The 24650-nt window shown below is 31.6% G+C and carries 25 protein-coding genes; 7 read left to right on the top strand and 18 right to left on the bottom strand.

From position 1 onward, the window contains the following. Positions 1-3: 3 nt before the first annotated feature. Positions 4-936 carry a peptidylprolyl isomerase gene (locus RH81_RS01205; protein WP_033956427.1) on the bottom strand — a complete coding sequence of 311 codons (933 nt, stop codon included), beginning with the start codon at positions 934-936 and terminating at the stop codon, positions 4-6. A gap of 155 nt (positions 937-1091) precedes the next feature. Between RH81_RS01205 and RH81_RS01210 the strand changes: the two genes are divergently transcribed. Further along, the gene (locus tag RH81_RS01210; protein ID WP_152604761.1) at positions 1092-1550 is read left to right on the top strand and encodes a hypothetical protein; all 459 of its coding nucleotides are present in this window, start codon (positions 1092-1094) and stop codon (positions 1548-1550) included. A gap of 2 nt (positions 1551-1552) precedes the next feature. Here RH81_RS01210 and RH81_RS01215 read toward each other — a convergent pair whose 3' ends face one another. The 5 genes from RH81_RS01215 to RH81_RS01235 all read right to left on the bottom strand — a co-directional run bounded on the left by RH81_RS01215 (position 1553) and on the right by RH81_RS01235 (position 5886). Continuing rightward, positions 1553-2158, bottom strand: a complete 606-nt coding sequence (locus RH81_RS01215) for a MarR family winged helix-turn-helix transcriptional regulator (protein WP_033956431.1) — start codon at positions 2156-2158, stop codon at positions 1553-1555. 57 nt (positions 2159-2215) lie between these two features. Further along, positions 2216-2479: a DUF2024 family protein gene (locus tag RH81_RS01220; protein ID WP_033956433.1), complete on the bottom strand. Its 264-nt coding sequence runs from the start codon at positions 2477-2479 to the stop codon at positions 2216-2218. Positions 2480-2483: 4 nt separating this feature from the next. Then, positions 2484-3209, bottom strand: coding sequence for a hypothetical protein (locus tag RH81_RS01225; RefSeq protein ID WP_033956449.1), 726 nt, complete (start codon positions 3207-3209; stop codon positions 2484-2486). A gap of 60 nt (positions 3210-3269) precedes the next feature. After that, positions 3270-3503, bottom strand: a complete 234-nt coding sequence (locus RH81_RS01230; RefSeq protein WP_033956450.1) for a hypothetical protein — start codon at positions 3501-3503, stop codon at positions 3270-3272. A 181-nt stretch (positions 3504-3684) separates the two neighbouring features. Then, positions 3685-5886, bottom strand: a complete 2202-nt coding sequence (locus RH81_RS01235) for a RecQ family ATP-dependent DNA helicase (protein WP_033956461.1) — start codon at positions 5884-5886, stop codon at positions 3685-3687. A gap of 86 nt (positions 5887-5972) precedes the next feature. Here RH81_RS01235 and RH81_RS01240 point away from each other — a divergent pair, with 86 nt between their 5' ends. The 4 genes from RH81_RS01240 to lptB are packed head-to-tail and all read left to right on the top strand — an operon-like array spanning position 5973 to position 8900. Further along, entirely contained in the window at positions 5973-6938 is a 966-nt protein-coding gene (locus RH81_RS01240; protein WP_033956467.1) for a KpsF/GutQ family sugar-phosphate isomerase, read from the top strand. Continuing rightward, complete coding sequence (gene tatC, locus RH81_RS01245; protein WP_033956469.1) at positions 6938-7765, top strand: twin-arginine translocase subunit TatC; 828 nt, start codon at positions 6938-6940, stop codon at positions 7763-7765. The genes RH81_RS01240 and tatC overlap by 1 nt, the downstream gene beginning before the upstream one ends. Continuing rightward, a complete protein-coding gene (locus RH81_RS01250; protein WP_033956470.1) occupies positions 7758-8105 on the top strand; it encodes a carboxymuconolactone decarboxylase family protein in 348 nt (115 codons plus the stop codon). The genes tatC and RH81_RS01250 overlap by 8 nt, the downstream gene beginning before the upstream one ends. A gap of 51 nt (positions 8106-8156) precedes the next feature. Further along, on the top strand, positions 8157-8900 hold the full coding sequence (lptB, locus tag RH81_RS01255; protein WP_033956471.1) for an LPS export ABC transporter ATP-binding protein: 744 nt from the start codon (positions 8157-8159) through the stop codon (positions 8898-8900). Between the two features lie 9 nt (positions 8901-8909). Here lptB and RH81_RS01260 read toward each other — a convergent pair whose 3' ends face one another. Together RH81_RS01260 and RH81_RS01265 are read right to left on the bottom strand one after the other, a co-directional pair. Next, complete coding sequence (locus RH81_RS01260) at positions 8910-9713, bottom strand: TerC family protein (RefSeq protein ID WP_033956472.1); 804 nt, start codon at positions 9711-9713, stop codon at positions 8910-8912. 9 nt (positions 9714-9722) lie between these two features. Further along, positions 9723-10478: a CDP-alcohol phosphatidyltransferase family protein gene (locus RH81_RS01265; protein WP_033956474.1), complete on the bottom strand. Its 756-nt coding sequence runs from the start codon at positions 10476-10478 to the stop codon at positions 9723-9725. 122 nt (positions 10479-10600) lie between these two features. Here RH81_RS01265 and RH81_RS01270 point away from each other — a divergent pair, with 122 nt between their 5' ends. Both RH81_RS01270 and lnt read left to right on the top strand, forming a co-directional pair. Further along, positions 10601-11671, top strand: coding sequence for a putative type IX sorting system protein PorV2 (locus RH81_RS01270; protein ID WP_033956475.1), 1071 nt, complete (start codon positions 10601-10603; stop codon positions 11669-11671). After that, positions 11671-13263, top strand: coding sequence for an apolipoprotein N-acyltransferase (lnt, locus tag RH81_RS01275; RefSeq protein ID WP_033956476.1), 1593 nt, complete (start codon positions 11671-11673; stop codon positions 13261-13263). The genes RH81_RS01270 and lnt overlap by 1 nt, the downstream gene beginning before the upstream one ends. Before the next feature lie 20 nt (positions 13264-13283). Here lnt and RH81_RS01280 read toward each other — a convergent pair whose 3' ends face one another. The 10 genes from RH81_RS01280 to RH81_RS01325 all read right to left on the bottom strand — a co-directional run bounded on the left by RH81_RS01280 (position 13284) and on the right by RH81_RS01325 (position 24649). Further along, positions 13284-14678 (bottom strand): exopolysaccharide biosynthesis polyprenyl glycosylphosphotransferase, encoded by a 1395-nt coding sequence (locus RH81_RS01280; protein ID WP_033956477.1) that lies wholly within the window; start codon positions 14676-14678, stop codon positions 13284-13286. Positions 14679-14707: 29 nt separating this feature from the next. After that, positions 14708-15742 carry a glycosyltransferase family 4 protein gene (locus tag RH81_RS01285; RefSeq protein ID WP_033956478.1) on the bottom strand — a complete coding sequence of 345 codons (1035 nt, stop codon included), beginning with the start codon at positions 15740-15742 and terminating at the stop codon, positions 14708-14710. Beyond that, positions 15702-17057, bottom strand: a complete 1356-nt coding sequence (locus tag RH81_RS01290) for an O-antigen ligase family protein (protein WP_033956481.1) — start codon at positions 17055-17057, stop codon at positions 15702-15704. The genes RH81_RS01285 and RH81_RS01290 overlap by 41 nt, the downstream gene beginning before the upstream one ends. Positions 17058-17111: 54 nt before the next feature. Next, positions 17112-17915, bottom strand: coding sequence for a transglutaminase domain-containing protein (locus RH81_RS01295; protein ID WP_052172359.1), 804 nt, complete (start codon positions 17913-17915; stop codon positions 17112-17114). Positions 17916-18057: 142 nt separating this feature from the next. Then, complete coding sequence (locus tag RH81_RS01300) at positions 18058-19197, bottom strand: glycosyltransferase (RefSeq protein ID WP_033956483.1); 1140 nt, start codon at positions 19195-19197, stop codon at positions 18058-18060. Next, complete coding sequence (locus RH81_RS01305; RefSeq protein ID WP_241478942.1) at positions 19197-20297, bottom strand: glycosyltransferase family 4 protein; 1101 nt, start codon at positions 20295-20297, stop codon at positions 19197-19199. The genes RH81_RS01300 and RH81_RS01305 overlap by 1 nt, the downstream gene beginning before the upstream one ends. Next, positions 20294-21622, bottom strand: a complete 1329-nt coding sequence (locus tag RH81_RS01310; RefSeq protein WP_033956491.1) for a glycosyltransferase family 2 protein — start codon at positions 21620-21622, stop codon at positions 20294-20296. The genes RH81_RS01305 and RH81_RS01310 overlap by 4 nt, the downstream gene beginning before the upstream one ends. 133 nt (positions 21623-21755) lie before the next feature. Continuing rightward, complete coding sequence (locus RH81_RS01315; RefSeq protein ID WP_033956492.1) at positions 21756-22589, bottom strand: FkbM family methyltransferase; 834 nt, start codon at positions 22587-22589, stop codon at positions 21756-21758. Positions 22590-22616: 27 nt separating this feature from the next. Beyond that, entirely contained in the window at positions 22617-23354 is a 738-nt protein-coding gene (locus tag RH81_RS16250) for a methyltransferase domain-containing protein (RefSeq protein WP_052172360.1), read from the bottom strand. Positions 23355-23452: 98 nt separating this feature from the next. Then, on the bottom strand, positions 23453-24649 hold the full coding sequence (locus tag RH81_RS01325; protein WP_033956500.1) for a glycosyltransferase family 4 protein: 1197 nt from the start codon (positions 24647-24649) through the stop codon (positions 23453-23455). Between the last annotated feature and the right edge of the window lies 1 nt (position 24650).

Genomic DNA, 24650 nt, shown 5'->3' on the forward strand with positions numbered 1-24650 from the left:
ATGTTATTTTACATCCATTAATTCTACGTCAAATACTAGAGTTGCATCTGGTGGAATAACTCCTCCTGCTCCTGCAGCACCATAACCTAAATCACTAGGAATTACTAAACGTGCTTTATCACCAACATTTAATAAGCAAATTCCTTCGTCCCAACCAGCAATAACCTGACCAACACCAACTTGAAAATCTAATGGTGCGTTTCTTTTGTAAGACGAATCAAACACAGTTCCGTCAGCTAATTGACCTTTATAATGTACAGAAACTGTTTTACCAGATTCGGCAGCTTTACCATCACCTTTTTGAATGATTTGGTAACGTAATCCACTTTTAGTTTCTTCAAAACCAGCAGCTAATTTATCTAATTCAGCACTAGCAGCTTCTCGTTCAGCAGCTACTTGCTTTTCTCTTGAGCCTTCAAAGGTTCTAAATGCTTCAACAGCTTTAAAGCTTTCTGCAGCGGCACCAACTCTTATAATCTCTAACGTTTCGATAGCATCATCTTGTGAAATTGCATCTACAACATCTTGTCCTTCTTGAACTTTCCCAAAAACTGTATGATTATTATCTAACCATGGAGTTTCGATGTGAGTTATGAAAAACTGACTTCCGTTTGTTCCTGGTCCAGCATTTGCCATAGACAATACGCCTGGTGCATCATGCTTTAAATCTGGATGAAACTCATCGTCAAACTTATAACCTGGATTTCCAGTACCTGCTCCTTGAGGACAACCACCTTGAATCATAAAATCTGGTATTACTCTATGGAATTTCAATCCGTCATAATAAGGATTTCCTTGAGGCTTAGCAGAATTTTCTAAATTACCTTCAGCCAAAGCAACGAAATTACCTACTGTTCCTGGTGCTTTTTCAAATTCTAAAGCGACCAAAATCTCACCTTTTGTTGTATTAAATTTTGCGTATAAACCGTCTTGCATCTTGTTTTATTTTAATTGAGGTGCAAAGATAAGAAACTAAGTTAGAAGTGCGAAGCTAGAATTACAATTTGAAATGTAATAGTTTGACTGTGTTGATTATGACTGATTTTGGTTTTGAATTTAATTCATTTAGCTTTGTCCAAAATAATTACAGAATGAATTTTATTACCAAATTAAAGGCAGCCTTTGGAAATCCGAAAGCAATGGAAAAACTTCATGTTGATGATCATACTGAAGCTATTATTACAGAAATAGACAATGATCCTTTAGGTATTTCTGATTCTAATGTTCTTTATGCTGGACTTAACGAACTAGGCGGTTATTATTTTTTTCAAACAGTTATTGTTGGATCGTTTCATATAAAAACAGTAAAAGGCGCGCAACTTAAAGTAGTTGGTAATGATTTTGATTTCTTATTAGACTCAGATATGGTTGAATTAGAATCTGACCATTCTAATGTTTCAAATAGAAGTATTTCTAAAATAGATTTTCAAATTGAAGAAGCAGATGCTGCAAAAATAGATCGTTCAACTTTAAAGCAGTTTGTATTGACTTGTAAAAACGAAAAAATAACGTTTTCAATTTATGAATTGAGTACTGAGGAAGAGGAATAAACTCAACTCTTTTCTATATACTCTGGACAATCTAACCTGATATCTTTATTCATTAATTCTTTTTCCAGTAGTCCACAAAAATCCGAATTATCATGCTTTTGGTAGTACTTACAACCAAAGCATGTTCGCTGTACAGTTAGAGTACCATTTTGATTTAGTTTATAAATCAATTCACTTAGCGTTTTGAAAATATCTTCAAGTTCTGTTTGTTTAAATTTATCGACTTGATGCTTTAAAGGATTTGCAAAATCATAAGTTTCTGAAACTATTTGCTTTCCTAATTGAGATAAATGAATACTATAACTTCTACTATCACTCGAAGAGTAATCTTTGAGAATTAATTGTTTCTTATCAAGAATTTTTACGGCATCACTAATTGTGGGCTTTGTCACATTAAATTCTTTAGCCAAATGACTCACATTACATAACTCCTCATTATGATAGGTTACAAAAATTAAGATCTGTATTTGGATCGGACTTAAACCAACTTGTTTTGCCTTTTCCCAAAGTAAAACTTTAAACACTTCAGAAACACGCTCAAGACCTGAAACAATTTTACTAGAAAGATCTTCCTCCTGTTGATTGGGATTAAAAACACTATTATCCATAATATAAAAAGCCTGCCGAATTTAGTTCGACAGGCAAAGTTAGTCATCCTAATTAAATTAATTACAATTTTCCATTTCAATTATAGAATATCCTTTTTTTGAAATATCATCAATCACAGATTTTGGAGCGGTTTCTATATGACAAAAATTGCATAGTTCTGTAGTGAGTTTTAAAGTTTCAAAGTTCTTATTTGATAAATAAGAGTTTCCGTAACCCAAAATCTGTTCTTCATTGTTAAAATCACTAGGAACTAGCACATCAAAATGCATTGTTTTCCCATCTTTTCTTTGGACATAAGTGTCCCAAACTGCAACTTCCATAAACTTATTGTTTTACTGAATATGGAATCGATAAATCTCCACTAGCTACACTAAACACTTCATAAACACCAAGCATTGGCAGTTCAATATTACTAGTATTAACTTTCAAAAATGCTGTAACACCATCATACTTAAAATCGGTTCTATTATTGATTCTATAATCTGGCACTATAACTTTAATGGTATTCATGTTTGCAATCACAGGATATCCTGGTGAGTCCATATACATTGGCATTCCTGGATTAGTTGGTGGCAAAACAATAGTATTATCTGCTTTTTTAAATTGCTTTACTGAAAGTCCGCCGGCAACTCTTTTATCTTCATGTAAAACAACCCAATGTGGATGCCATACAACACCATCATTATTAAAAATACGATCGCTATTCTCATCCCACAATGGTGTATCGTCAAAATCTGGATGAGATGTTAAGGCTAATGTTACTATGCCTTCCGTTTGACTAAAACCTACATCAGTTGGCTTTAAAGTTGTTGGAAACACGTACCCTAATACTGGAGCTCCATCTAATTGACCTACTTTCATTGGAATCGTATGTGCTGCTTTACCTTTTACAGAAATTTCCCAAATGGTAATACCCAAATCTTTTTGATGTGTAACATTTACTTCTATAATATTGAAGTCATCATTGTTGTATTCACTTACTTGAGCACTAGAATTGAATGTTATACTAGAAAATAAGACTATAGTAATTATTGATATTATTGATTTCATAATTGTTTGATTTATAATAGTTGATATTTTATTTAGGAATCCTAACTATGTGATTTAAAATTACCCCTTGACATCTGCCATTGAAGCTCCAAAATTGATGTGCAATGTATTTCCATTAGGTGTAACCAAAGCAGGAACAGATTCTACTCCAGCATTTTCGGCTTCCTGAATTCTAGATCGATTTTCTCCAATATTAACGATTTCAACATTTTCAGAACCTATGAGGTTAACGATGTCATGTTCTGCACTTACACAAACTGAACATCCTGCGTGATAAAAAATTGACTTACTCATTTTACTATATTTAAAAATTTTTGCATTATTGCGATACAAATATAGTTAGGATTCCTTACTTTAAGTATTATTTTTATATAAATCTCCGTTTTTTATTTTAAAATGTTGAATATGGGACCATTATAAGTCTTCAGGAAAAAGGCTTAATAAGTAGAAACATAAAGAGTGATAGATTAATAAATCAATTAGCGACCTCGCTCATAAACTTAATACGATACAAACGAAGTTCTTCTTCTTCATAATCGCCTTCAAATTCTTCAATGGCATCAGAAATTTTATCAGTTTCAGATTCCATAAAATACTCATGAATTTCTTCTTGCTGATCTTCATCTAAAATTTCATCTATCCAATAGTTTATATTGAGCTTGGTTCCAGAAAAAACAATGGCTTCCATTTCTTTTGTAAAATCAGCCATACTCATTCCTTTTGAAGATGCGATATCATCTAAGCGCAACTTTCTATCCACATTTTGAATGATATATAACTTTATAGCAGAATTTGAACCTGTGCTTTTTACAACAAAGTCGTCAGGTCTCATAATGTCATTCTCATCAACGTAGGTAGAAATTAACTCAATAAAATCTTTACCATATTTTTTAGCTTTACCGTCACCAACACCATGAACATGACTTAACTCTTCAATAGTAATCGGGTATTTTAAGGCCATATCTTCTAACGAAGGATCTTGAAAAATCACAAAAGGCGGAACACCTAAATCTTTGGCGTTAGCTTTTCTGAGGTCTTTTAGCATTCTCATTAATTTCTCATCGGCAACTCCTCCTCCTCCTTTTGCTGCAGTAATAATACCATCATCAGACGAATCGTCAAATACATGATCTTCAGTCATCATGAATGATTTTGGTGACTTTATAAAATCGTGACCAGCTTGTGGCATACGCAGTACACCATAAGTTTCAATATCTTTTTTTAAGAATCCAGCTACTAATACTTGACGAATTAGAGCCATCCAATAGCGTTTATCTCGCTGTTTCCCTATTCCAAAGAAAGGTTGAGCATCGGTTTTATGGGAAGAAATTAAAGCATTTGGTGCTCCTATTAAAACATTGACCAAATCCTTAGACTTATACTTCTCTTTAGTTTTTTCAACTGTTTCTAACAATGTTACGACCTCACCTTTAGCTTCGTGCTGTTTCTTAGGATTACGAACATTATCATCCATCTCTCCTCCATCACCAGTTTCATTATCAAACTCTTCTCCAAAATAATGCAATATAAATTTTCGTCTAGACACTGAGCTTTCAGCAAAAGCAACAACTTCTTGAAGTAATGCTTGTCCGATTTCCTGTTCAGCAACAGGCTTTCCAGACATAAATTTCTCTAGTTTCTCTATATCCTTATATGCATAGTATGCTAAACAATGTCCTTCACCTCCATCACGTCCAGCTCTACCAGTTTCCTGATAATAACTTTCAATACTTTTAGGCATATCATGGTGAATTACGAAACGCACATCAGGTTTGTCAATCCCCATACCAAAAGCAATGGTTGCGACAACAACATCTGCATCTTCCATAAGAAACATATCTTGATGCCTCACTCTCGTTTTTGGATCTAAACCTGCATGATATGGCACTGCTTTTACGCCATTAACTTGAAGTACTTGTGCTAATTCTTCAACACGTTTTCGACTTAAACAGTAAACAATTCCAGATTTCCCTTCGTTTTGTTTAACAAATCGAATGATATCTGCGTCTACATTCTTAGTTTTCGGACGTATTTCATAATACAAATTAGGTCTATTAAAAGACGCTTTAAATGTAGTAGCTTGAGTTATATCTAAACTCTTTAGAATATCCTCTTGAACTTTTGGAGTAGCGGTTGCTGTTAATCCTATAATAGGAATATTGTCTCCAATACGTTTAATAATATGTCTGAGATTTCTGTATTCTGGCCTAAAGTCATGACCCCATTCACTAATACAATGGGCTTCGTCAACTGCCATAAATGTTATCTTCACAGTTCTTAAAAACTCGACATGTTCCTCTTTGGTAAGTGATTCAGGTGCTACGTAAAGCAATTTAGTGATACCATTAGTGATATCTTCTTTAACGCGTTTGACTTCTGTTTTATTTAGCGATGAGTTTAAAACATGGGCGACGCCTTCTTCATCAGAAACCCCTCTGATAGCGTCAACTTGGTTTTTCATTAAAGCAATTAGTGGAGATACAATTATTGCTGTACCTTCTTTTATTAACGCTGGAAGTTGGTAACACATTGACTTTCCTCCTCCTGTTGGCATTATAACGAATACATCCTCACCAGCAACAACACTTTTAATGACACTCTCTTGAAGTCCCTTAAATTTTGTAAAACCAAAGTATTGTTTAAGTGCAGAATGTATATCAATTTCTTTTGTACTCATTAATCCCTATTAGTATTTTTGATACATTTGCATAAGACTAAAGATAACAATTTCTTTAAACCCATCAAACTCAAAAAAAAATAATTTTGAACAGTATACAATCTATCCTAGAAACCGCTAGAAAAACTATAGATTTAGAACGTGATGCCATAGCGAATCTAAGTCATTTACTGACTGACGACTTTGCTAATACGGTCTCATTAATATACAACTCTAAAGGTCGTGTCATTATTACCGGAATTGGTAAAAGTGCAATTATCGCTAATAAAATCGTAGCGACTCTTAATTCTACTGGAACTCCAGCTGTATTTATGCATGCTGCAGATGCCATTCATGGCGATTTAGGTCTGATTTTAGAAGATGATGTTGTGATTTGTATTTCAAAAAGTGGAAATACACCTGAAATAAAAGTCTTAGTGCCTCTGATTAAAAATGCTAAAAATAAAATGGTAGCCATTACAGGTAATGACAAATCATTTTTAGCAATTCAGTCAGATTATATTCTAAATACGTACGTAGCGCAAGAAGCTTGTCCGAATAATTTGGCACCAACAACAAGTACAACTGCACAATTGGTCATGGGAGACGCATTAGCCGTTTGTCTATTAGAACTTCGTGGGTTTTCAAGTCAGGATTTTGCAAAGTATCATCCTGGTGGAGCATTAGGAAAACGCTTATATTTGCGTGTAAGTGATTTATCATCTGTTAATGAAAAACCTAAAGTAGAATTAAACACTTCAGCCAAAGACGTTATTGTTGAAATTTCGGAAAAAATGCTCGGTGTAACTGCAGTTGTTGACAATAATAAAATTGCAGGTATTATTACTGATGGAGATTTAAGACGTATGCTAACAAAAAGTGACGATTTTATTCACTTAAGCGCTAAAGATATTATGGGTAGCAACCCAAAACGAATAGATGAAGATGCAATGGCGATTGATGCGATGGAACTTATGGAAGAACATGGGATTTCACAACTACTGGTTGAAAAAGATGGAGAATATGCTGGCGTAATTCATATTCATGACTTAATTAAAGAAGGCTTAATATAATGGGGAAAAAAAACACCAATGAAATGTCTTTTTTGGATCACATTGAAGAGCTAAGATGGCATTTAATACGAATCACACTTTCTATTTTAATTTGTGCTACGGTTGCATTTATTTTTAGTGGTTTCGTTTTCGAACACATTATTTTTGCGCCTAAACGCATGGACTTCCCTACCTATAAATGGTTATGCCAAGTATCACAGTTTATAGGAATAAATGACGCAACATTTTGTGCTACTGAGTTTCCTTTTAAGGTTCAGAGTAGAACTATGGCTGGTCAGTTTTCCGCAGATATTTGGACCTCTATATTTGCCGGATTTATACTTGCATTTCCTTATGTCATTTATCAGTTATGGAGTTTTATTAGTCCAGGATTGCGCAGTACAGAGCGTAAATATTCGAAAGGATTTATATTCATGACCACATTTTTATTCTTCTTAGGCGTCCTATTTGGTTATTATATAGTTACACCATTATCGATTAACTTTTTAGCAAATTACAGTGTAAGTACTGAAATTTCAAATGAGTTTGATATTAGTTCATATATTTCAATAATACGTTCGTCAAGTTTAGCATCAGGTCTTGTATTTCAATTACCAATCATTATTTATTTTTTAACTAAAATTGGATTGGTCACACCAGAGATCATGAAAAAATACAGAAAATTTGCATTGGTAATCGTCTTAGTACTTTCAGCAATAATTACACCTCCAGATTTAGCGAGTCAGGTTATTGTTGCTATTCCAATTTTAATATTATATCAAGTGAGTATTTACATATCAAAAGTTGTAGTAAGAAACCTAAATAAAATAAAAAAAGCCGATGTCTGATTTAGTTTCTGAATTTAATGCCTATCGTTCTAAAATGAATGATGCCATTTTAGCAGATAATAATAAAATCATTAAACGTATTTTTAATCTGGATACCAATGCGTTCGCAGAAGGTGCTTTGGATAAAAAAACGAAAGAATTATTAGGCTTAGTTGCGTCTACCGTTTTAAGATGTGATGATTGTATTAAATATCATTTAGAAGCAAGTCACAAACAAGGTCTTAGTAAAGAAGAAGTTGTTGAAGCTTTAGGTATTGCAACTTTAGTTGGAGGCACCATTATTATTCCGCATTTAAGACGTGCTTACGAGTATTGGGATGCATTAGAAACTGAGCGTTAAACTTATAATAAAGAAAAAGTAAGTTCTTGTTAATTTACTATTTTAGCCATCATGAAAAAATTAAGAGCTGATAATTTAATGAAATCCTATAGCGGACGAAAAGTCGTTAAAGATGTCTCGCTGGAAGTCAATCAAGGTGAGATTGTTGGACTACTTGGACCTAATGGCGCTGGTAAAACGACATCATTCTACATGATTGTTGGTCTTATAAAACCTAATGGAGGCAATATCTATCTTGATGATACTGAAATCACAAACTTTCCAATGTACAAACGTGCTCAAAACGGAATTGGATACTTGGCACAAGAAGCATCTGTATTTAGAAAACTAAGTATTGAAGATAATATCTTGAGTGTTTTACAAATGACCAAGCTTAGCAAAAAAGAGCAGGTAGATAAAATGGAATCTTTAATTGATGAATTCAGTTTAGAACATATTCGTAAAAGTAGAGGAGATTTATTATCTGGTGGTGAACGTCGTCGTACCGAAATTGCCAGAGCATTAGCTACTGATCCAGATTTTATTTTATTAGATGAACCCTTTGCTGGTGTTGATCCTGTTGCTGTAGAAGATATTCAACGCATTATTGCGCAACTGACCAAAAAGAATATTGGTATTTTAATAACTGATCATAACGTTCAAGAAACTTTAGCAATTACAGACCGAACTTACTTGATGTTTGAAGGAAGTATTCTTAAAGCTGGCAAACCTGAAGAGTTAGCTAATGATGAGATGGTACGTAAAGTGTATTTAGGTCAGAATTTTGAATTGCGTAAAAAGAAATTGCATTTCTAAGCTCAATAATTACTTTGATTTACCTTGTTCAGCAATTAATTTCTTTTGATAGCGTCCTTGTACAATATCCACAACAACTAAAATCGCAATTACAAAATAGAAGGTCGTTTTACTCATTGGTACAATTTCATTTCCAAATATTCTCAAATGTGCTAAATGTCCACCTTCGGTCACCAACATAATTCCAACTATAAAAAGAATAAATAAACCCAGTACTTCGTACATCCTATTTTTCGCCAAGAATGTTGATATCCTATCAGCCAATAGTAACATTAATAGTCCACTTGCAACAATAGCAATAGCCATAACTATAAAAGCTGTAGTTGAATTTGCGATGTCACTTGTTAAACCAATTGCTGCCAAAATAGAATCGAATGAAAACACTAAATTCATTATAACAATGCTGGTAATGACTGCGTTTGAGGACTTTCTGCTTTTGTGATCTCCATCGACCTCCTCACTTAAATCGCTCTTACCAATCATATGCCATATTTCTTTTATAGCCGTATAAATAATAAAAGAGCCACCTGCCAATACAATTAGGCTATGTCCATTAAAAGCAAAATGCAATATTTCTCCTAGTTCACCTGTTAACCAAGTGAAAGGTTCTTGAAAAAAATCAATAATTGAAACTAGTACAAATAACAACACAATTCTTAAAACTATGGCAATTAAAATACCTATTTTTCTAACACGCTTTTGATCAGATAAAGGCGCTTTTTTCGATTCTAAAGAAATATAAAGTAGATTATCAAATCCCAAAACTGCTTGAAGTAAAACAAGCATTAATAGTGTGAAAATAATTTCTAACATAAAAATAGATTATTTAGTTGTTGCATTTTTAATTACCGAAAGTACGATGTAAAGAATAATAATTAAGGGGATTGCTATAAAATGAAAAAGTATCAATAGCAGCATACTCAAAACAATTAACGTGTATCTAAACTTATTATCTGAAAAACTAAAATTTTTATATTTTAAGGCAAACAATTTAATATTAGAATTCAATAAATAACAACTCACAACAGTCAACCCTATTAAAAACCATTGATTCAAAATAAGCGAATTGAAAATCTCATTGTTTTGAAATTCCATAATTAACGGCAATGAAATAATAAGCAACGTATTTGCAGGTGTTGGTAGCCCTTTAAAATAGCTTTGTTGATCTTCATCAATATTAAATTTAGCCAAGCGATATGCAGAAGCTAGTGTAATACATAAACCTATAAGCGCTAATGGCGCGATATACACTGTTGAAAATTGAAAATCAGAACTCCATCCTTGTTTAAGTGCAACTTCAGGAGCATCTATACTAATTGAAATCAATTTAAACATTACTATTCCTGGCACCAATCCACTTGTGATCATATCTGCTAAAGAATCAAGCTGAACCCCTAATTCACTTTGCACATTAAGTTTTCTGGCCAATAAACCATCAAAGAAATCAAAGAAAATTCCTAGAAAAACAAACAATGCAGTTGCTACAAAATCGTTGTTAACAGCAAATAAAACAGCAATACTTCCGCAGAACAAATTAAGAAGTGTTACAAAATTAGGTATGTACTTTTTTATAGACATGCATAAGATTTGTGTAAAAATAGCAAACTATTTTCGACTTATACAAGATGAATGCAATAACTACATCATTTTCCAGTTTAATAGATGAAAAATATTATGCATCTTTGTAAAAAATTTTGCTATTGAAGAATTACTTACTCATTCTACTGTCATTATTGACAACGATTGTCTCTGCTCAAACCGTGCGTAAATACTCAAATGAGTTTTTAAATATCGGTGTTGATGCAGCTGCATTAGGCATGAGTAATGCTGTAGTTTCACATACTGCAGATGTAAATTCTGGATATTGGAATCCTGCTGGATTAGTCCACCTAGAAGACAACCAATTAGCAGTTATGCATTCCAGTTATTTTGCTAGTATTGCCAACTACAATTATTTTGCCTTTGCAAAACCATTAGATGACAGAAGTGCCATTGCAGTATCGTTAATTCGTTTTGGTGTTGATGACATTTTAGATACTACACAATTAATAGATGACCAAGGAAATATTAATTATGATCGTGTAAGTTTATTTTCAACTGCCGATTATGCTCTAACGTTTTCTTATGCTAGGAATTTACCAATTCCGGGATTAAGCTATGGCGTAAATGCCAAAGTTGTAAGGCGAATTATTGGCGACTTTGCCAATTCTTGGGGATTTGGATTAGATGTTGGAATCCAATTCGAAAATGATAACGATTGGAAATTTGGTGTCATGGCAAGAGATATTACAACAACGTTTAATGCTTGGTCTTTTGATGATGACAAACTTGAAGCTATACAAAACGCTATTGAAGGTCAGAATCAAACGGTTCCAGAAAGTACTGAGTTAACCATTCCGAAGTTACAAATAGGAATGTCAAAGAAATACATCTTTCATTATGATTACTCTTTGTTAGCCTCTTTTGATTTAAATGTAAGATTTGAACAAAATAATGACCTTATTTCTACTTCTTTTGCAAGTTTTAATCCTGCTTTAGGATTTGAATTTGGATACACCGATTTGGTGTTTTTAAGAGCTGGAATTGGAAATTTCCAAAATGAGTTACAATTGGATAACTCTGAAAGTCTCACATTCCAACCTAGTTTGGGTTTAGGCTTTAAATACAGAGGGATTTATGTAGATTATGCATTTACAGATATAGGTGACCAAAGTGTTGCATTATATAGTAATGTATTTTCTTTAAAGCTCGATTTTAGTATCTTTAGATAGTGAAGCAACTCTTACTCGCATTAGCCTCAGGATTTTTATTTGTTTTAGGATGGCCAACCTATGGTTTTCCATTGTTGCTGTTTTTTGCCTTTGTTCCTTTACTTCTGCTTGAACACAACATAAGACATTCTGATGTCAAACGCAAAGGACTTAAAGTTTTCGGTCTCTCTTATCTTTCTTTTTTTATATGGAATGCTTTAACCACTAGTTGGTTAATTTACGCTAGTCCTTTTGGTGCCGCATTTGCCGTATTTGTAAATTCGGCTTTGATGGCAATGTTGCTTTTGATTTATCATAAACTCGCTAAACGCTCATCTTTAAACAGGTCATTACTTTTTTTAGTGACACTCTGGATCAGTTTTGAAAAATTGCATTTAGGGTGGGAATTTTCATGGCCTTGGCTCAATTTAGGAAACGGGTTTTCAGAATATATCACTTGGATACAATGGTATGAATATACTGGTACGTTTGGAGGTACGCTTTGGGTGTTACTTTTAAATGTATTTGTCTTTAAAACTGTTCTGAGATTTCAAAAAGAACAATCAAAAGCTCTTATAAAACCATTTGTTTTAAAATTCGCTGCCTTTGTTTTAATTCCTATTGGAATTTCCACAGTCATCTATGCTAATTACAGTCATGAAGGCGATACTGTTAATGTAATAGTTCTTCAGCCAAATATAGATCCATACTCGGAAAAGTATGATATGTCTAATTTAAAAATGGCAGAAATTTTTACTGAATTATCAAATACAAAGATTACCGATTCAACAGACTTTATTTTGGCGCCTGAAACTGTATTTGCACAAAGTGTTAAACTACGACAGTTCGAAAGATCACTTTTAAAGAATACATTGGATCAATACGTGAATAAATACCCAAATATAAATTTACTTACTGGAATGTCTTTTATAGACGTCATAAGAGATGAATCAAAAGTGCGTTCTGAAACCAATCAATATAATGCCACTACTTGGTATGACGATTATAATTCTGCTATTCTCATTAATTCAAGTGATAGTGTACAATATTATAATAAATCAAAACTAGTTGTAGGAATTGAAAACTTTCCATATCAACATGTTTTAAAACCTCTCATTGGAGATGCTATGATTGATCTTGGTGGAACGGTTGCAATGAAAACCACCCAAGATTACAGAGGTGTATTGACTTCTTCTAATAATAAATTTAAGGCTGCACCTATCATTTGTTATGAATCTGTTTATGGAGAATTTGTAACAGGCTATGTTAGAAACGAGGCTAACTTTTTGGCAATTATCACAAATGATGCCTGGTGGAATGATACGCAAGGACATAAACAACATTTAAGTCTCGCTCGCTTGAGAGCTATAGAGACAAGAAGAGATATTGCAAGAAGTGCTAATACTGGGATTTCTGCAATCATAAATGCTAGAGGAGATATTACTAGTCGAATAGCTTACGATCAAAAAGGAGCCTTATCAGGACAGCTTATCACCAATGATAAACTCACATTTTATGTTATTGCAGGAGATTATATTGCAAGAATTTCAATTTTCATTATGCTGTTTGTATTCCTGATTGGGTTTTATAGAAAGAAAAGGCAAACGCTTTAAATAATTAAAGGAAGAATCAGTTATTGCCCTCTATAATACAATATGGTACTTAAGGTTTTTACTACGATATTCAAATCTAAGAAAATACTTCTACGCTTAATATAATACAAATCGTATTGCAACTTAGTTAAACTGTCATCAACTGAAGATCCATATCTCGTTTTAACTTGAGCCCAACCTGTAAGTCCTGGATTAATAATATGCCTCGTTTCATAAAATGGTATAATTCTAGACAATTCATTAACAAAAAATGGGCGCTCAGGTCTAGGTCCTATAATACTCATTTCACCTTTCAATACATTAATAAATTGTGGGATTTCATCTAATCGAGAACGACGTAAAAACTTTCCAAAAGTTGTTATTCTTACATCATTTTTCTGTGCCCATATTGCTCTATCACTTTCAGCATTTACAATCATACTTCGCAATTTCATAATCTGAAAAATACTTCCATTTTTACCAACACGTTCTTGTGAATAAAACAATGGCCCTTTGTTCGCAATAAAATTACCTAATAAAATAACAGGCAACAATAGAACACCAATTAACAACCCAATAATAGAGAACAGAATATCAAATGTTCTATGAAAAAACAAATACAATGTATTTTGATTACTTCTACTAAATGGAAAATATTTATAGAAATCCTTTCCTACAAACTGTATAGGCACACGATATGTTATTTCTTCATAGACTTGAGTATACTCTCTAATTGTAAAACCATGTTCTAATAAATTAATTAAATCATGATATATCTCTGCAGTTATAGTTTCTGAGTCATAACTGGCAACTAGAATTTCTGAGATTTTATGTTTATGTATAACATCCATGAGCTCATTAGGCTGAAATTCTTTTAGGCCTTTAAACTTAATGGGGTTCTCAGTTTCTTTTTCACAATTAATAAAGCCAATTATTTTGTAGTTTGGATCGGTTTCATTTAAAGGTTTAACAATGTTCTCAATATTAGAAATCTCGCCTACCAAGAGCACTTTTTTATAAAACCTTGGAGAAGAAATTAAAGTAGTATAAGCCAATCGCCATAAAAATAACATGACAACTATAATCATAAAAAAGTAAATAATTTTCAATCTGTTTTCTGGTAAGAATGGTGTAAAGAATGGCGTTAACAAATAAAACAAAACAGTTGTTGAGGCTGTAATTACAATGTTTTTAAATGTAACATCAAGTTTATCAGATTTTTGAAGATCGTAGATTTCAAAAATAGTTCCAAAAATAGAAATGTATAAAACTAATACAAATAGTGCTACGATATTTTCTTTATTGATTATTAAATAATCAAACCCTAAAAACAATTCAATAAGATAAAGTCCAGCAAAAACAAATAAAATATCAAAGATGCGTAAGAGAATCTTACGTTCAGATATTTCAAAATGTATGCCTTTCTTTTTAGTCATTTATTCAAATTATTGATAAATATAATAAGTTAAGATAAACTTTCACCTTTATTAGTGCTTAATGCATTAAACCAAAGTGATTTTACATCGTTCCAGTCAAATTCTAACACTTTTTCTCTAGCATTTTTTATCAATGTATTTCTTTTATTTGAGTTCTCAATTACTGATACAACAGTAGAACTCATGTTTTCGACATGATTAGGTGCAACTAGTATTCCATCAACATCATTTTCGATTAAATAAGGCATGCCTCCAACATTAGTAGAAACAACAGGCAAACCTAAAGCCATAGCTTCAATTACACTTACTGGTGCATTATCAAAATTTGTTGTGTTAATGAATATATTATATTCTTCCGATAGTTCTATCCATTTTTTTTTACTTAGTTTACCTGTGAACTTTACATTTAAGTTTAAGTCTTTAGCTAATTGTTTTACCTCTTTTAATGTCCCATCACTATCTGGCCCAACCATACATAATTGCACCTCTGGATATACTTTTTTTAAAGCACTTAAAACTTTCACTGCTAATTTAGGATTATAGATTTTAGAAAATGAGCGTACCCATAATAACTTAGGTATATCAAATTCTCTATTGAAAAAAGGGTAGTTTCTAATTTCTAAAGTATTGGGAATATGGACAACATTGTCAAATCCATGATTTTCAAATGCAATCTTCAAATATTTGGATGGTGAAACGTTACATTTTGAATTTAAAAAAATCATCCTACACATTTTTGGACTTTTCTTCAATCGTTCTGGTAAGTTACCTCCATGTAAGATAGGTATATAGTCTAAATTTAGCTGCCTGCATATTTGACTAATAACAAATGCATAATAAAAATTTTGAGTGCTATAAGTATCAATCAGAACCACATCCATCTTGCTAGACAATTTTAAGCATGTCCAAATCATATCTATCAACCTTAAAACTTTATTAAGTTTTGAAGATGCATAGTGAAGTACCAATCCTTCATTTTCGAGCAAAGGACCTAGAGTTTGAATCCCAGATAAATTTGATGTTTTATTGTTTAAGTTGTTTCCTATGTATAGGATTTTTTTCATAAGTGATATTTAAAAGAGCTAAGGCATATATAAAAGCCGGAACCGCCAAACGCATAGAGGAATGATTAATCGTAGCAAACCAAAAACATAAAAATGCATAGAAAAAATAATTCTTATTATTTCTTGCTCTCAAATCTAAGGGCTTGAGTATTAAAATGAGTAATATTATTATACCTAAAATTCCATGCTCTGCTAAAGTTCTACTCACTTCACTATGAGATGTCAAACCTTGACCATCTATTTCTATACGCTGATCTTTGGCACGACTAGAACCAATTCCAAAAAAAGGATTAGAAATAAACCCAGCTAATTCTCCCATAAAAAGTTCTCCTCTTCCAGTAGTTACATCTGATTTTTCACGTCCTAAATGATCTCTATTGGTATATCTCAAATTTATAAAACCATCTGTTTGATTAGAACTAAATATCCAAGTCGCGCTAAATGCAAAAGAAAATACTGCAAATAGTATTATTATCTCATTTCTTTTTTTTCGGGATACTCTTAAATAATACAATATTAGAAATGCGAGAATGGCTATTACAGCTGTAATTACTCCACCACGACTAAAAGTCACTACAGCTCTGTAAGTTATTGCTGAGAATAAAGCAATATTTAAAATTTTAAACCCTAAAGCTGGTGACTTTGTAAACAACCGCACTACTAAAATAAACATACCTAAACCTAAAATAGTAGAAACCTGATTTGGTCCCCAGCCACCAGAAGCCGATCTATTTGATCCCGTTCCAGACAATACATCTTTTACACTTGGGTTATAGAAAAATATATAAATCGTGTGTGATATTATAGGTAGCAACATATACAATAATATTTTATTGATTTGCTCTACACTCACCTTTTTATCATAGCAAAATAAAGCCGCTGCACCTAAGCAAACTGGTCCACTAAGCACGAAAGCAATATTTGTTCTAAAATTTGCATCAAAACTTAATGTAGTGGATGCTACAAATATTGACGGTACCAGCAACAATAAGTATAAAAAATAAGGATAAGCTCTACCAGAAATTCCTTTATAAAACATTCCCATTATCACAAATACTATCACCAAATACTTACCTGCTTCGTAGGATATAGAGCCTTTTGTCATTCTTAATAATACTTCAGCACCAACAAAATAGGCACAAGCAGTTAATACAACATATGTTTTTGATGATTTAGGTGCTAGAATAATTTTTGCAAGAAAGTATAATAAAGCAATCGCAAAATAAAGTTTGGCAAGATTTTCATTAAAGTAAATAAGCATGCCTATTAGGGCATGAAATGCGATTGCATTTATATAAGTAACATCTGTCTTCAATAGTTAATTTTATAGCTTAAAATAAAAATTCAACCTTCAGAAATGAATATTTTTTTAAGAAAAGATTTTTTTATAATCACCTAATGGAAAACGATAATAATAACTCTTCCCAAAAAGATATAATACAAAATGTGTAACAAATATAGGGACATAAGGCCTAGTATATCTTAAAAAAGCATCATAAGTCTTATTAGAGTAATTACAAATTAAAAATGGAATAGTGTCTGGATTTAAATAGTTTCTTTTAATGTTATTTTCATCTATTTCCTTTAATGAATTAAAAGTCTTAAAATGAACTTGTTTATTTTCATGAACTAATTGATACAGTTCTAAAACAGATAGAGGTGTATCATTAAAATAAAATAATACACTAGAATAAGTATCTATAAGAATCCATTTATTTAAATCTTTACTATAAACCTCATTAAATGAATGTCCTCCATATTCTTTATTAAATGGTGCTCTAGTATTTCCCCATTCTCGAACTTTAACATCATTAATAACACTAAAATTATTAAAAACCTGAGCCATATCACTACAAACTCCTCCTTTACCTTCAAGCATTATTTTTAAAGCTTTCTCAGAAGGCTCACTTAAACCTCGTCCACCTTTAATATTATTATTTAACCAAATACTTAATTTTTTAACGAGTTCTAAGTCAGATTCAGGCTTATTATTTGGAAAAATTGTACTGTTGATTTCTTTAAAATAATCTGGAATATGATTTTTAGGATTTAAATCATTATAACAAAATTCATTTATATCTTCAATATTTGAATTCTTAGACAGCAATTTAAAACGAGCTATGTATAAAAATGGATGTCTTTTAAATATCCAAAGTAACTTTTTGAAGATCATTAATTAGTGTTAAATTTAAAGAAGATGATAAATGTATATTTTTTTTTTTGTTAGACCTAATTATTTCTGACTTAACAGTATTAAGATGAATGTTTTAAATAAATTATTTATTTATATATAAAACTAGGCTAAAGTTCAAAATTCATAAATCATTATTAATCAAATTAGTAGTTATTTTTTTATTATAATAACTATAAGTAAATTTTTGAATATCTTCTCTTTTTGCATTAATCATGCTAGAATACTGATAATCAGACAAATTTAATGCTTTTTCAATTTCATTGACTAGGTTTTCTTTAGTAATTGGGTAAAATAAAAACCCATTAATTTCATTTTTCACATAATTCTCAATGGAAGATATATTTGACACCATTGGCAAACAACCATAATTCATCGCTTCAGTAATTACTTTTGGAAACCCTTCAGAAACCGATGGTAATATTATAACGTTAGATTCTTTATATATTTTGTGCACATCATCGCGAGATAAAAAGCCATGAAACACAAAATTTAAAGCGCTTTTATTTGCTCTATTCTTATAATCATTCATTGCTATACCATCACCAACAATATGTATTTTATTAAGTCTTATTTTTTTATCTTCTGATAAATCATTAAAAGCTTCAATTAGCAAACCAATTCCTTTTTCTTCTTCTAAACGACCAACAAAACAAAAATTAATAGCATTATTAGCAATAGTTTTATCTTTAATTATTTCAACTCCTTTTACAACTTCATAATCGGTTAAACAAGGGTTTTCAAAAGTCAAGCATTGCAATGGTTGATCTTCCCATTGACCATTAATAGTGACTTTTCGTCTTTGTTTTGTTAATAACCAACGTTGAAAACTATAAGCCAAGGGCGCCTTTTTTTGTTTCCAATTTCCTGCATACTTAAACCATCCTTTTTTTGAACTCAACAGAACTAAATAAGGAATTACAAAAACTCCAATTCCTGTAGGTGCCCTGAATTGAAAATAATCCGTTTTATTAATTGCGTCTTTTATCGTCTTTAAAACTGAAGGAGCTTTCCAAATAATTGCTAGTTTATCATTAATTTTTGGACCACCTAAAGCTGGCAAAGCAATAAATATAATCTTATTGGAAGTATAAGGTAATGCGTTTGGAGGTGCAGAACAATTGTGCAACATCGCCACATGAACAACCTCGTCAAAAACATCTAATAAATGATTAATTTCAGTAACAGTCGATCCCAAACCAACAATGTTGCCCTCTGGAGTTTTATAATGTTCTGTATGTGAAATTATGGTAAGTGTGCTCATTACATTAGTGTAATATATTGTTTTATAATGTTTGACCAATCATGTTGTTCAGCCCATTTTTTTGCTCCATTTTTATAAGCTACTTTATTAGATAATATAATATCAATGGCTTCTTTAGTCTGTTTTGTTTTATTAAATTCGACTAATAATCCTGAAACATTTTGTTGTATTGCATCTTCTATACCACATCCTTTTGATCCAATAGCAGGAATACCTAACGCATTAGCTTCCAAAATAGCAATACCGAAACCTTCAACATCACCAAATTTATCTTCTGAACTTAACATCACAAAAAGATCTGTTTCGCTGAGCATTTGTTTTAAAACTTGTGCATCAACACTACCATGAAATGTGATATAATCATGTACTTGTAACCGCTTTGCTTCTATAATAAAGGCATCAATTTGAGTTGGAATACCAATACAATGATAATGAATCTTTGGAAATTGTTTAATAAGCTCTGGTAGTTGTTTGATAACATTTAGTTGTCCTTTTCTGGAACTTACACGACCTACAGTTGTTAAACTTGGTTCTCCTTTTAATGTTAAATCTTGTTTTTTAATTAATTGCCAAGCAGCAAAATCAATCCCATTTGGAATAACCTCTATATTGAGATTTAAATGTGAAACTAAATGCTTTGTATAATTTGAAACAGCAACTATACAATCAAATTTCTTTAGAGCTATATCTATAGATTTCCGCAGTATAAATGATTTAAAGTTAACTTCTGTTCCGTGAATTACTGCAATTGTTGGCGTTTTTTTAAATATACTAAGAAAACCAACATTCCAAAGTGAAAACTTGCCAGTTGCAATAATATGAGATGCACTTTTAAATCGTTTTCGAGTCATTATTAAACGCTGAAAATACATTCTGAAACGTAAATTATGTCGTTTAATTCTAGTCACTTCAAAAGGTAATGTTAGGTCAAAAATAATCTCTTCCTTTCCTGTTTCTGAACGTTGATCTGCAATTACATGAACTGTATAATTCTCTTTAGACAAATACAATGCTAAATTATAAGCATGATTTCCTATACCTCCTGGTTGAGGAGGAAACTCTGAAGTTACAATGACTATATTTTGGTTTTTCAGACTCACACAAACGTTTCTATTAATGGTCCTTGCTTAATTTTATTACTGGCTAAATTCCAAGATTTAAAAACCTGATAAAACACTATTGGAAGTAGCAGAATAGTTACCAAAACTCCTATCAACAATAAAGGTTTATTCTTTTTAAATTGATATGGTAAAATTGATAATGGCACCATACGTAACAATGCCAATTTTGAAGGTTTATTGCCAAAATAATTTCTAAAAAAATAAAGCACACTTGGTATAGGCCGAGGTGCGAAAAAATTTGATGGTCTAAATGCATCCCAACTTCCCATTTCACGTAATCCTCCTACTCCTGCTTTGACATCAATACAAGATGCTTTAGGATTTGATATGCTTTTGATGTTTGCTAAATATAATCGTAATCCAAATTCGCCATCTCCCATTCTTTGTTTTTCAAATTGTCTATCAAACAAATTCACTGTTTTAAAAACATCCTTAAATAACATGGCATTCCCTGTTGCAAATTGCGAGGCTACAGCAAAGAATGATCGCTCTTTAGGTATTTGTTTACCTTCAGGATAAAATACACCTGCAGACACTTGAGCGTTAAAATAGTCTAAACATTTTAAATGCGATGTTATCCAATCTGGCTCAATTCTAACATCATCCTCAGATAATGCTATAAACTCTCCTTTTGCGTTCTTTACAGCATTATTCCTAGCTAGCCATAAGGCCTTCTCTTCTTGTTTTATAAGATGAGTGCTTAATTTAAAATCTTTATAAAAAGCTTCATTAAATGGCTGAGATTGGTCAACAACAATAACTTCAAAGTTTTTGTAATCTTGTGCCTCTAAATCTCTCAAAACGTCTTGTAAATAATCATACCTATTCAACGTTGGAATAACCACGCTTACTTTTGGACCGCGAGCTATTAAAGACGACTTGAAATTCTCAAAATCATTGTCATAAATGGAAATATTATTAATTTGAACTCTATTGACACCCTTGGTTTTATACCATCCTCTAATTTCTTTTAATGGATTTTTAAATGACACCAAACGTAATATTAACACATAGAATACCCAAGCTTTGTTAAAATATTTTCTAATGAAATGATAATTATCCTGTATGCTGATTTCAGTAAAACTGTGATAAGTTGGTACATTTCCTATATATCCTTTTTGAATAGCTTGCCATGATAAATCATAATCCTTAGCTTGTTTTGACTTAAACCTATCATCTACTTCCAAATGCAAAACCACTTGTTCTGGTAAATTTTCAACTTTAGGAAAAATAGATTTCCCTGTATTTGTATACAATTGAAAATAATGTGTTGGTTGAAGATATTTTAAAAAATCAAAAGGCATAGATTATATTATAGCGGTCAAACTTCTAGAATGACCAATATTTAGTTTTGTTTTGTTCTTGATATTTTGTTTCAGACACATGTGCTTAAGTCTCTGTTATGTTTGTCAAAATAGTAATACTTCTAAATTTATACTAAATAGTATTTGGTAACTTATGATTTTGTGTAATTCCTTTTAAATACTCTGGATATTCTTTTGTGTCAGGCAATAACAGCAAATGACATTTCCCTCTACTTTTAACAGTTTCTGCCATGGTAAGTTCTTCGCCTGTTTTAAGATACCATGATTTATAATTCATATCTGTACACCAATCTAACATCGCTTGAGCTGCAGCTTCCATCCCTAAATTTTCAACATTATGCATTTCAATAAAAAAGTTGCATTTTGTTTCATTTGCAAGTTTCTTAGCCGCTTGCATAACTAATGTTTCTGCACCTTCCACGTCAATTTTAACTAAATCTGGCTTTATATTATAAAAAGAATAAATATAGTCCAAAGTAACTGTTTTTACTTCCATATAGGAATTTGCTGAAGCTGCCGTCTCTGCATGAGATGCATACATACTTCCAGCTGCTCCTGCTCCTATGGTATAAAATTTTACCGTATCATCTAATACATTACCAACAAATGCCGTTAAATATTGAGCTCTACTTCCTAAGTTGTTTTTAATAATATTTATAGCTGCCTTTTCTAAAGCTTCTGGATTAGGGTCTACAAGAATTATTTGTCTTTTAGGGTCTTGTATTAATGACAACAAAGCTGTATAACCTATATTAGCTCCAATATCAAAAATAATATTATGGTGTTTAGATAAATAAAACCACCAAGCATCATCTTGGTCTTCATGTTTTCTAATTGTTCCAGAAAGCGTTTTTAGTGGTACACCACACAAACTAGTTTCTACATACTTAGATTTATCTAGATTTAATGAATAATATATCTTTTTAAATATTTTTTTTACTTTCATAAAATATTAATTATGCAGTTGTGATTTCTAATTATAACCTATTCCTATTAAATGTGCTGTTTTTATAGGTGAATTTGAAACGTTTTTTGATTGAAATCTGTTAATAATATTTGAAAAAATTGACTTTAATGTTTCTACAGGATTTATTAAACTAAAACTTTTTAAGCCTTGTACTCTGTATTTTCCTGTTTTAACTGCATAATGCACATCAACCGAGTCAAAATATTTTTCAAGTAGTGTTTGTAATTCTAACTTTGAATAGTGTCTTACATGGTCTGGATTTTTTCCTGGACCTTCATTTTTTATAAAGTCTCCATTAGGCGTTGTAAAATATGCCCAACCTCCTTTATCTATAGCTTTTGAAATGTTTTTCACAAATACATTGTCTTCTTCTACATGCTCAATAACTTCAATACAAACAACGGCATCATAAGATGCATCTTTTACAGTAGATTTTGTCATATCTTGTATAACAACATCTTTAATATTACTTCGTTTTTTTTGAATTGATGTTAAAATATCTTTTGTAAAACCCAAATTCAGTTCTTCTCGTGTACCACTTTCTTGAGGAACATCTAGTAAAGTTATGTCAGCGGGCAAGTTGATTGTATATGGTGATTTCCTTCCTCCTACATCTAAAATAGACATCTTAGACTCCCCTTTTCTATTAGACTTTACAAGGCGTTTAATATCATTACGTACGGTTACTAAATGCGTTGGCATAATCGAAAATGTTGCCCATCGCATAAATTCGTAATTTGTCATAGGTATGTTATATCATTTAATGATTACAATATTATATATAATGAATCAAAAAACCACGTAGTTTGAGAAAAAGCTCTCACAAATTAAAATTACATCTTTTAATTTTCATAAAAGTTTTCAAATGATTTGTTTTGTTTTTGTAAATTAAACTCTTCTCTTACCCGGCTAATTGCTGTTTCCCTAATGCTTTCCCTTTCATTAGAACTAAGATTTATCACTTCTATTATTTTTTGCGCTAATAGTTTGGGCTGGCGTTTTGGAACGACCCATCCAGTTTTACCATTCAAAACGTTTTCGCTTAAGCCTTCAGCATTAGACACTATACACATTAAACCCATAGCCTGAGCCTCTAAAACAGCATTACAGAATCCTTCTTGAATACTATACTGTAAGTAAACATCTGATTCCTCTAGTTGTTTTTTTACTTCTACTTGGGACATTTTACCTGTAAATGTAATGCAATCTTGAATTCCTAACTGATGAGCAGCAAAAACCAAGCGTTCTAATTGGCTTCCATCTCCTATGATTGTATAATGAAAGTTAATTTCATTTTGTTTTAATTCATGAATGGCTTCTAAGGTATATTCAATTCCTTTTTTCCAATGCAATCTAGCAATGGTTATAATTTTTACAACTTTATTTTCAGTATGATTCCCTTTAGATTGAAAAAAATCAATATTTATGGCTGGTGGAATCACTTTAATTTTATATGCAGATATTTTATTATCGATTAAATCTTCCTTCATTTCTTGTGATAGCAAATGATATTTTACATCTTTTAAAAATAGCTTATCATAACAATTTTCGTGTTTTAGAGGCGAAAGATATAAATCAAAACCTCTAAAGCTTACAGCCATTTTAGCTCCTATGGCTTGAGCTACATTTTCTCTGTTGTTAGATAACATTCCAAAACCAAAGTGTAACCAATCTATTGTTTTTGCTAATAAAAATTGATTGACAATAAGATTTCTCATTCGTTTTTTAAAGGACAAGCCATCTCTTTTATCTAATAGATACAATTTAAAACTCTTTTTCGGATGTAAAAACAAGCTTTTTATGATTGAAGAGCAGCTATTTAAAAATAGTTTCAAAAGGTTGCCTCCAAAATCTGGAGCAGCAACAATAGAACATGGAAAATTAAGATCTCCTTCTTCAATATAATCAACAAATAACACCACATCAAAACCATTATTTTGCAAACCTATAATTTTATTTCTAAAAAAGGTCTCAGAATACCTTGGCACTGTTGACAATACAAGTCCTATTGTTGGTTTATTATGACGCTCTGGATGCATG

The sequence above is a fragment of the Psychroserpens jangbogonensis genome (genome assembly GCF_000797465.1).
Classification (GTDB): Bacteria; Bacteroidota; Bacteroidia; order Flavobacteriales; family Flavobacteriaceae; genus Psychroserpens; species Psychroserpens jangbogonensis.

What these genes read in the sequence shown, in the direction of transcription:
- RH81_RS01205 (WP_033956427.1), bottom strand. Translation starts at nt 936, where the DNA reads ATGCAAGACGGTTTATACGCAAAATTTAATACAACAAAAGGTGAGATT.
- RH81_RS01210 (WP_152604761.1), top strand. Translation starts at nt 1,092, where the DNA reads ATGAATTTTATTACCAAATTAAAGGCAGCCTTTGGAAATCCGAAAGCA.
- RH81_RS01215 (WP_033956431.1), bottom strand. Translation starts at nt 2,158, where the DNA reads ATGGATAATAGTGTTTTTAATCCCAATCAACAGGAGGAAGATCTTTCT.
- RH81_RS01220 (WP_033956433.1), bottom strand. Translation starts at nt 2,479, where the DNA reads ATGGAAGTTGCAGTTTGGGACACTTATGTCCAAAGAAAAGATGGGAAA.
- RH81_RS01225 (WP_033956449.1), bottom strand. Translation starts at nt 3,209, where the DNA reads ATGAAATCAATAATATCAATAATTACTATAGTCTTATTTTCTAGTATA.
- RH81_RS01230 (WP_033956450.1), bottom strand. Translation starts at nt 3,503, where the DNA reads ATGAGTAAGTCAATTTTTTATCACGCAGGATGTTCAGTTTGTGTAAGT.
- RH81_RS01235 (WP_033956461.1), bottom strand. Translation starts at nt 5,886, where the DNA reads ATGAGTACAAAAGAAATTGATATACATTCTGCACTTAAACAATACTTT.
- tatC (WP_033956469.1), top strand. Translation starts at nt 6,938, where the DNA reads ATGGGGAAAAAAAACACCAATGAAATGTCTTTTTTGGATCACATTGAA.
- RH81_RS01250 (WP_033956470.1), top strand. Translation starts at nt 7,758, where the DNA reads ATGTCTGATTTAGTTTCTGAATTTAATGCCTATCGTTCTAAAATGAAT.
- lptB (WP_033956471.1), top strand. Translation starts at nt 8,157, where the DNA reads ATGAAAAAATTAAGAGCTGATAATTTAATGAAATCCTATAGCGGACGA.
- RH81_RS01260 (WP_033956472.1), bottom strand. Translation starts at nt 9,713, where the DNA reads ATGTTAGAAATTATTTTCACACTATTAATGCTTGTTTTACTTCAAGCA.
- RH81_RS01265 (WP_033956474.1), bottom strand. Translation starts at nt 10,478, where the DNA reads ATGTCTATAAAAAAGTACATACCTAATTTTGTAACACTTCTTAATTTG.
- RH81_RS01280 (WP_033956477.1), bottom strand. Translation starts at nt 14,678, where the DNA reads ATGACTAAAAAGAAAGGCATACATTTTGAAATATCTGAACGTAAGATT.
- RH81_RS01285 (WP_033956478.1), bottom strand. Translation starts at nt 15,742, where the DNA reads ATGAAAAAAATCCTATACATAGGAAACAACTTAAACAATAAAACATCA.
- RH81_RS01295 (WP_052172359.1), bottom strand. Translation starts at nt 17,915, where the DNA reads ATGATCTTCAAAAAGTTACTTTGGATATTTAAAAGACATCCATTTTTA.
- RH81_RS01300 (WP_033956483.1), bottom strand. Translation starts at nt 19,197, where the DNA reads ATGAGCACACTTACCATAATTTCACATACAGAACATTATAAAACTCCA.
- RH81_RS01310 (WP_033956491.1), bottom strand. Translation starts at nt 21,622, where the DNA reads ATGCCTTTTGATTTTTTAAAATATCTTCAACCAACACATTATTTTCAA.
- RH81_RS01315 (WP_033956492.1), bottom strand. Translation starts at nt 22,589, where the DNA reads ATGAAAGTAAAAAAAATATTTAAAAAGATATATTATTCATTAAATCTA.
- RH81_RS16250 (WP_052172360.1), bottom strand. Translation starts at nt 23,354, where the DNA reads ATGACAAATTACGAATTTATGCGATGGGCAACATTTTCGATTATGCCA.
- RH81_RS01325 (WP_033956500.1), bottom strand. Translation starts at nt 24,649, where the DNA reads ATGCATCCAGAGCGTCATAATAAACCAACAATAGGACTTGTATTGTCA.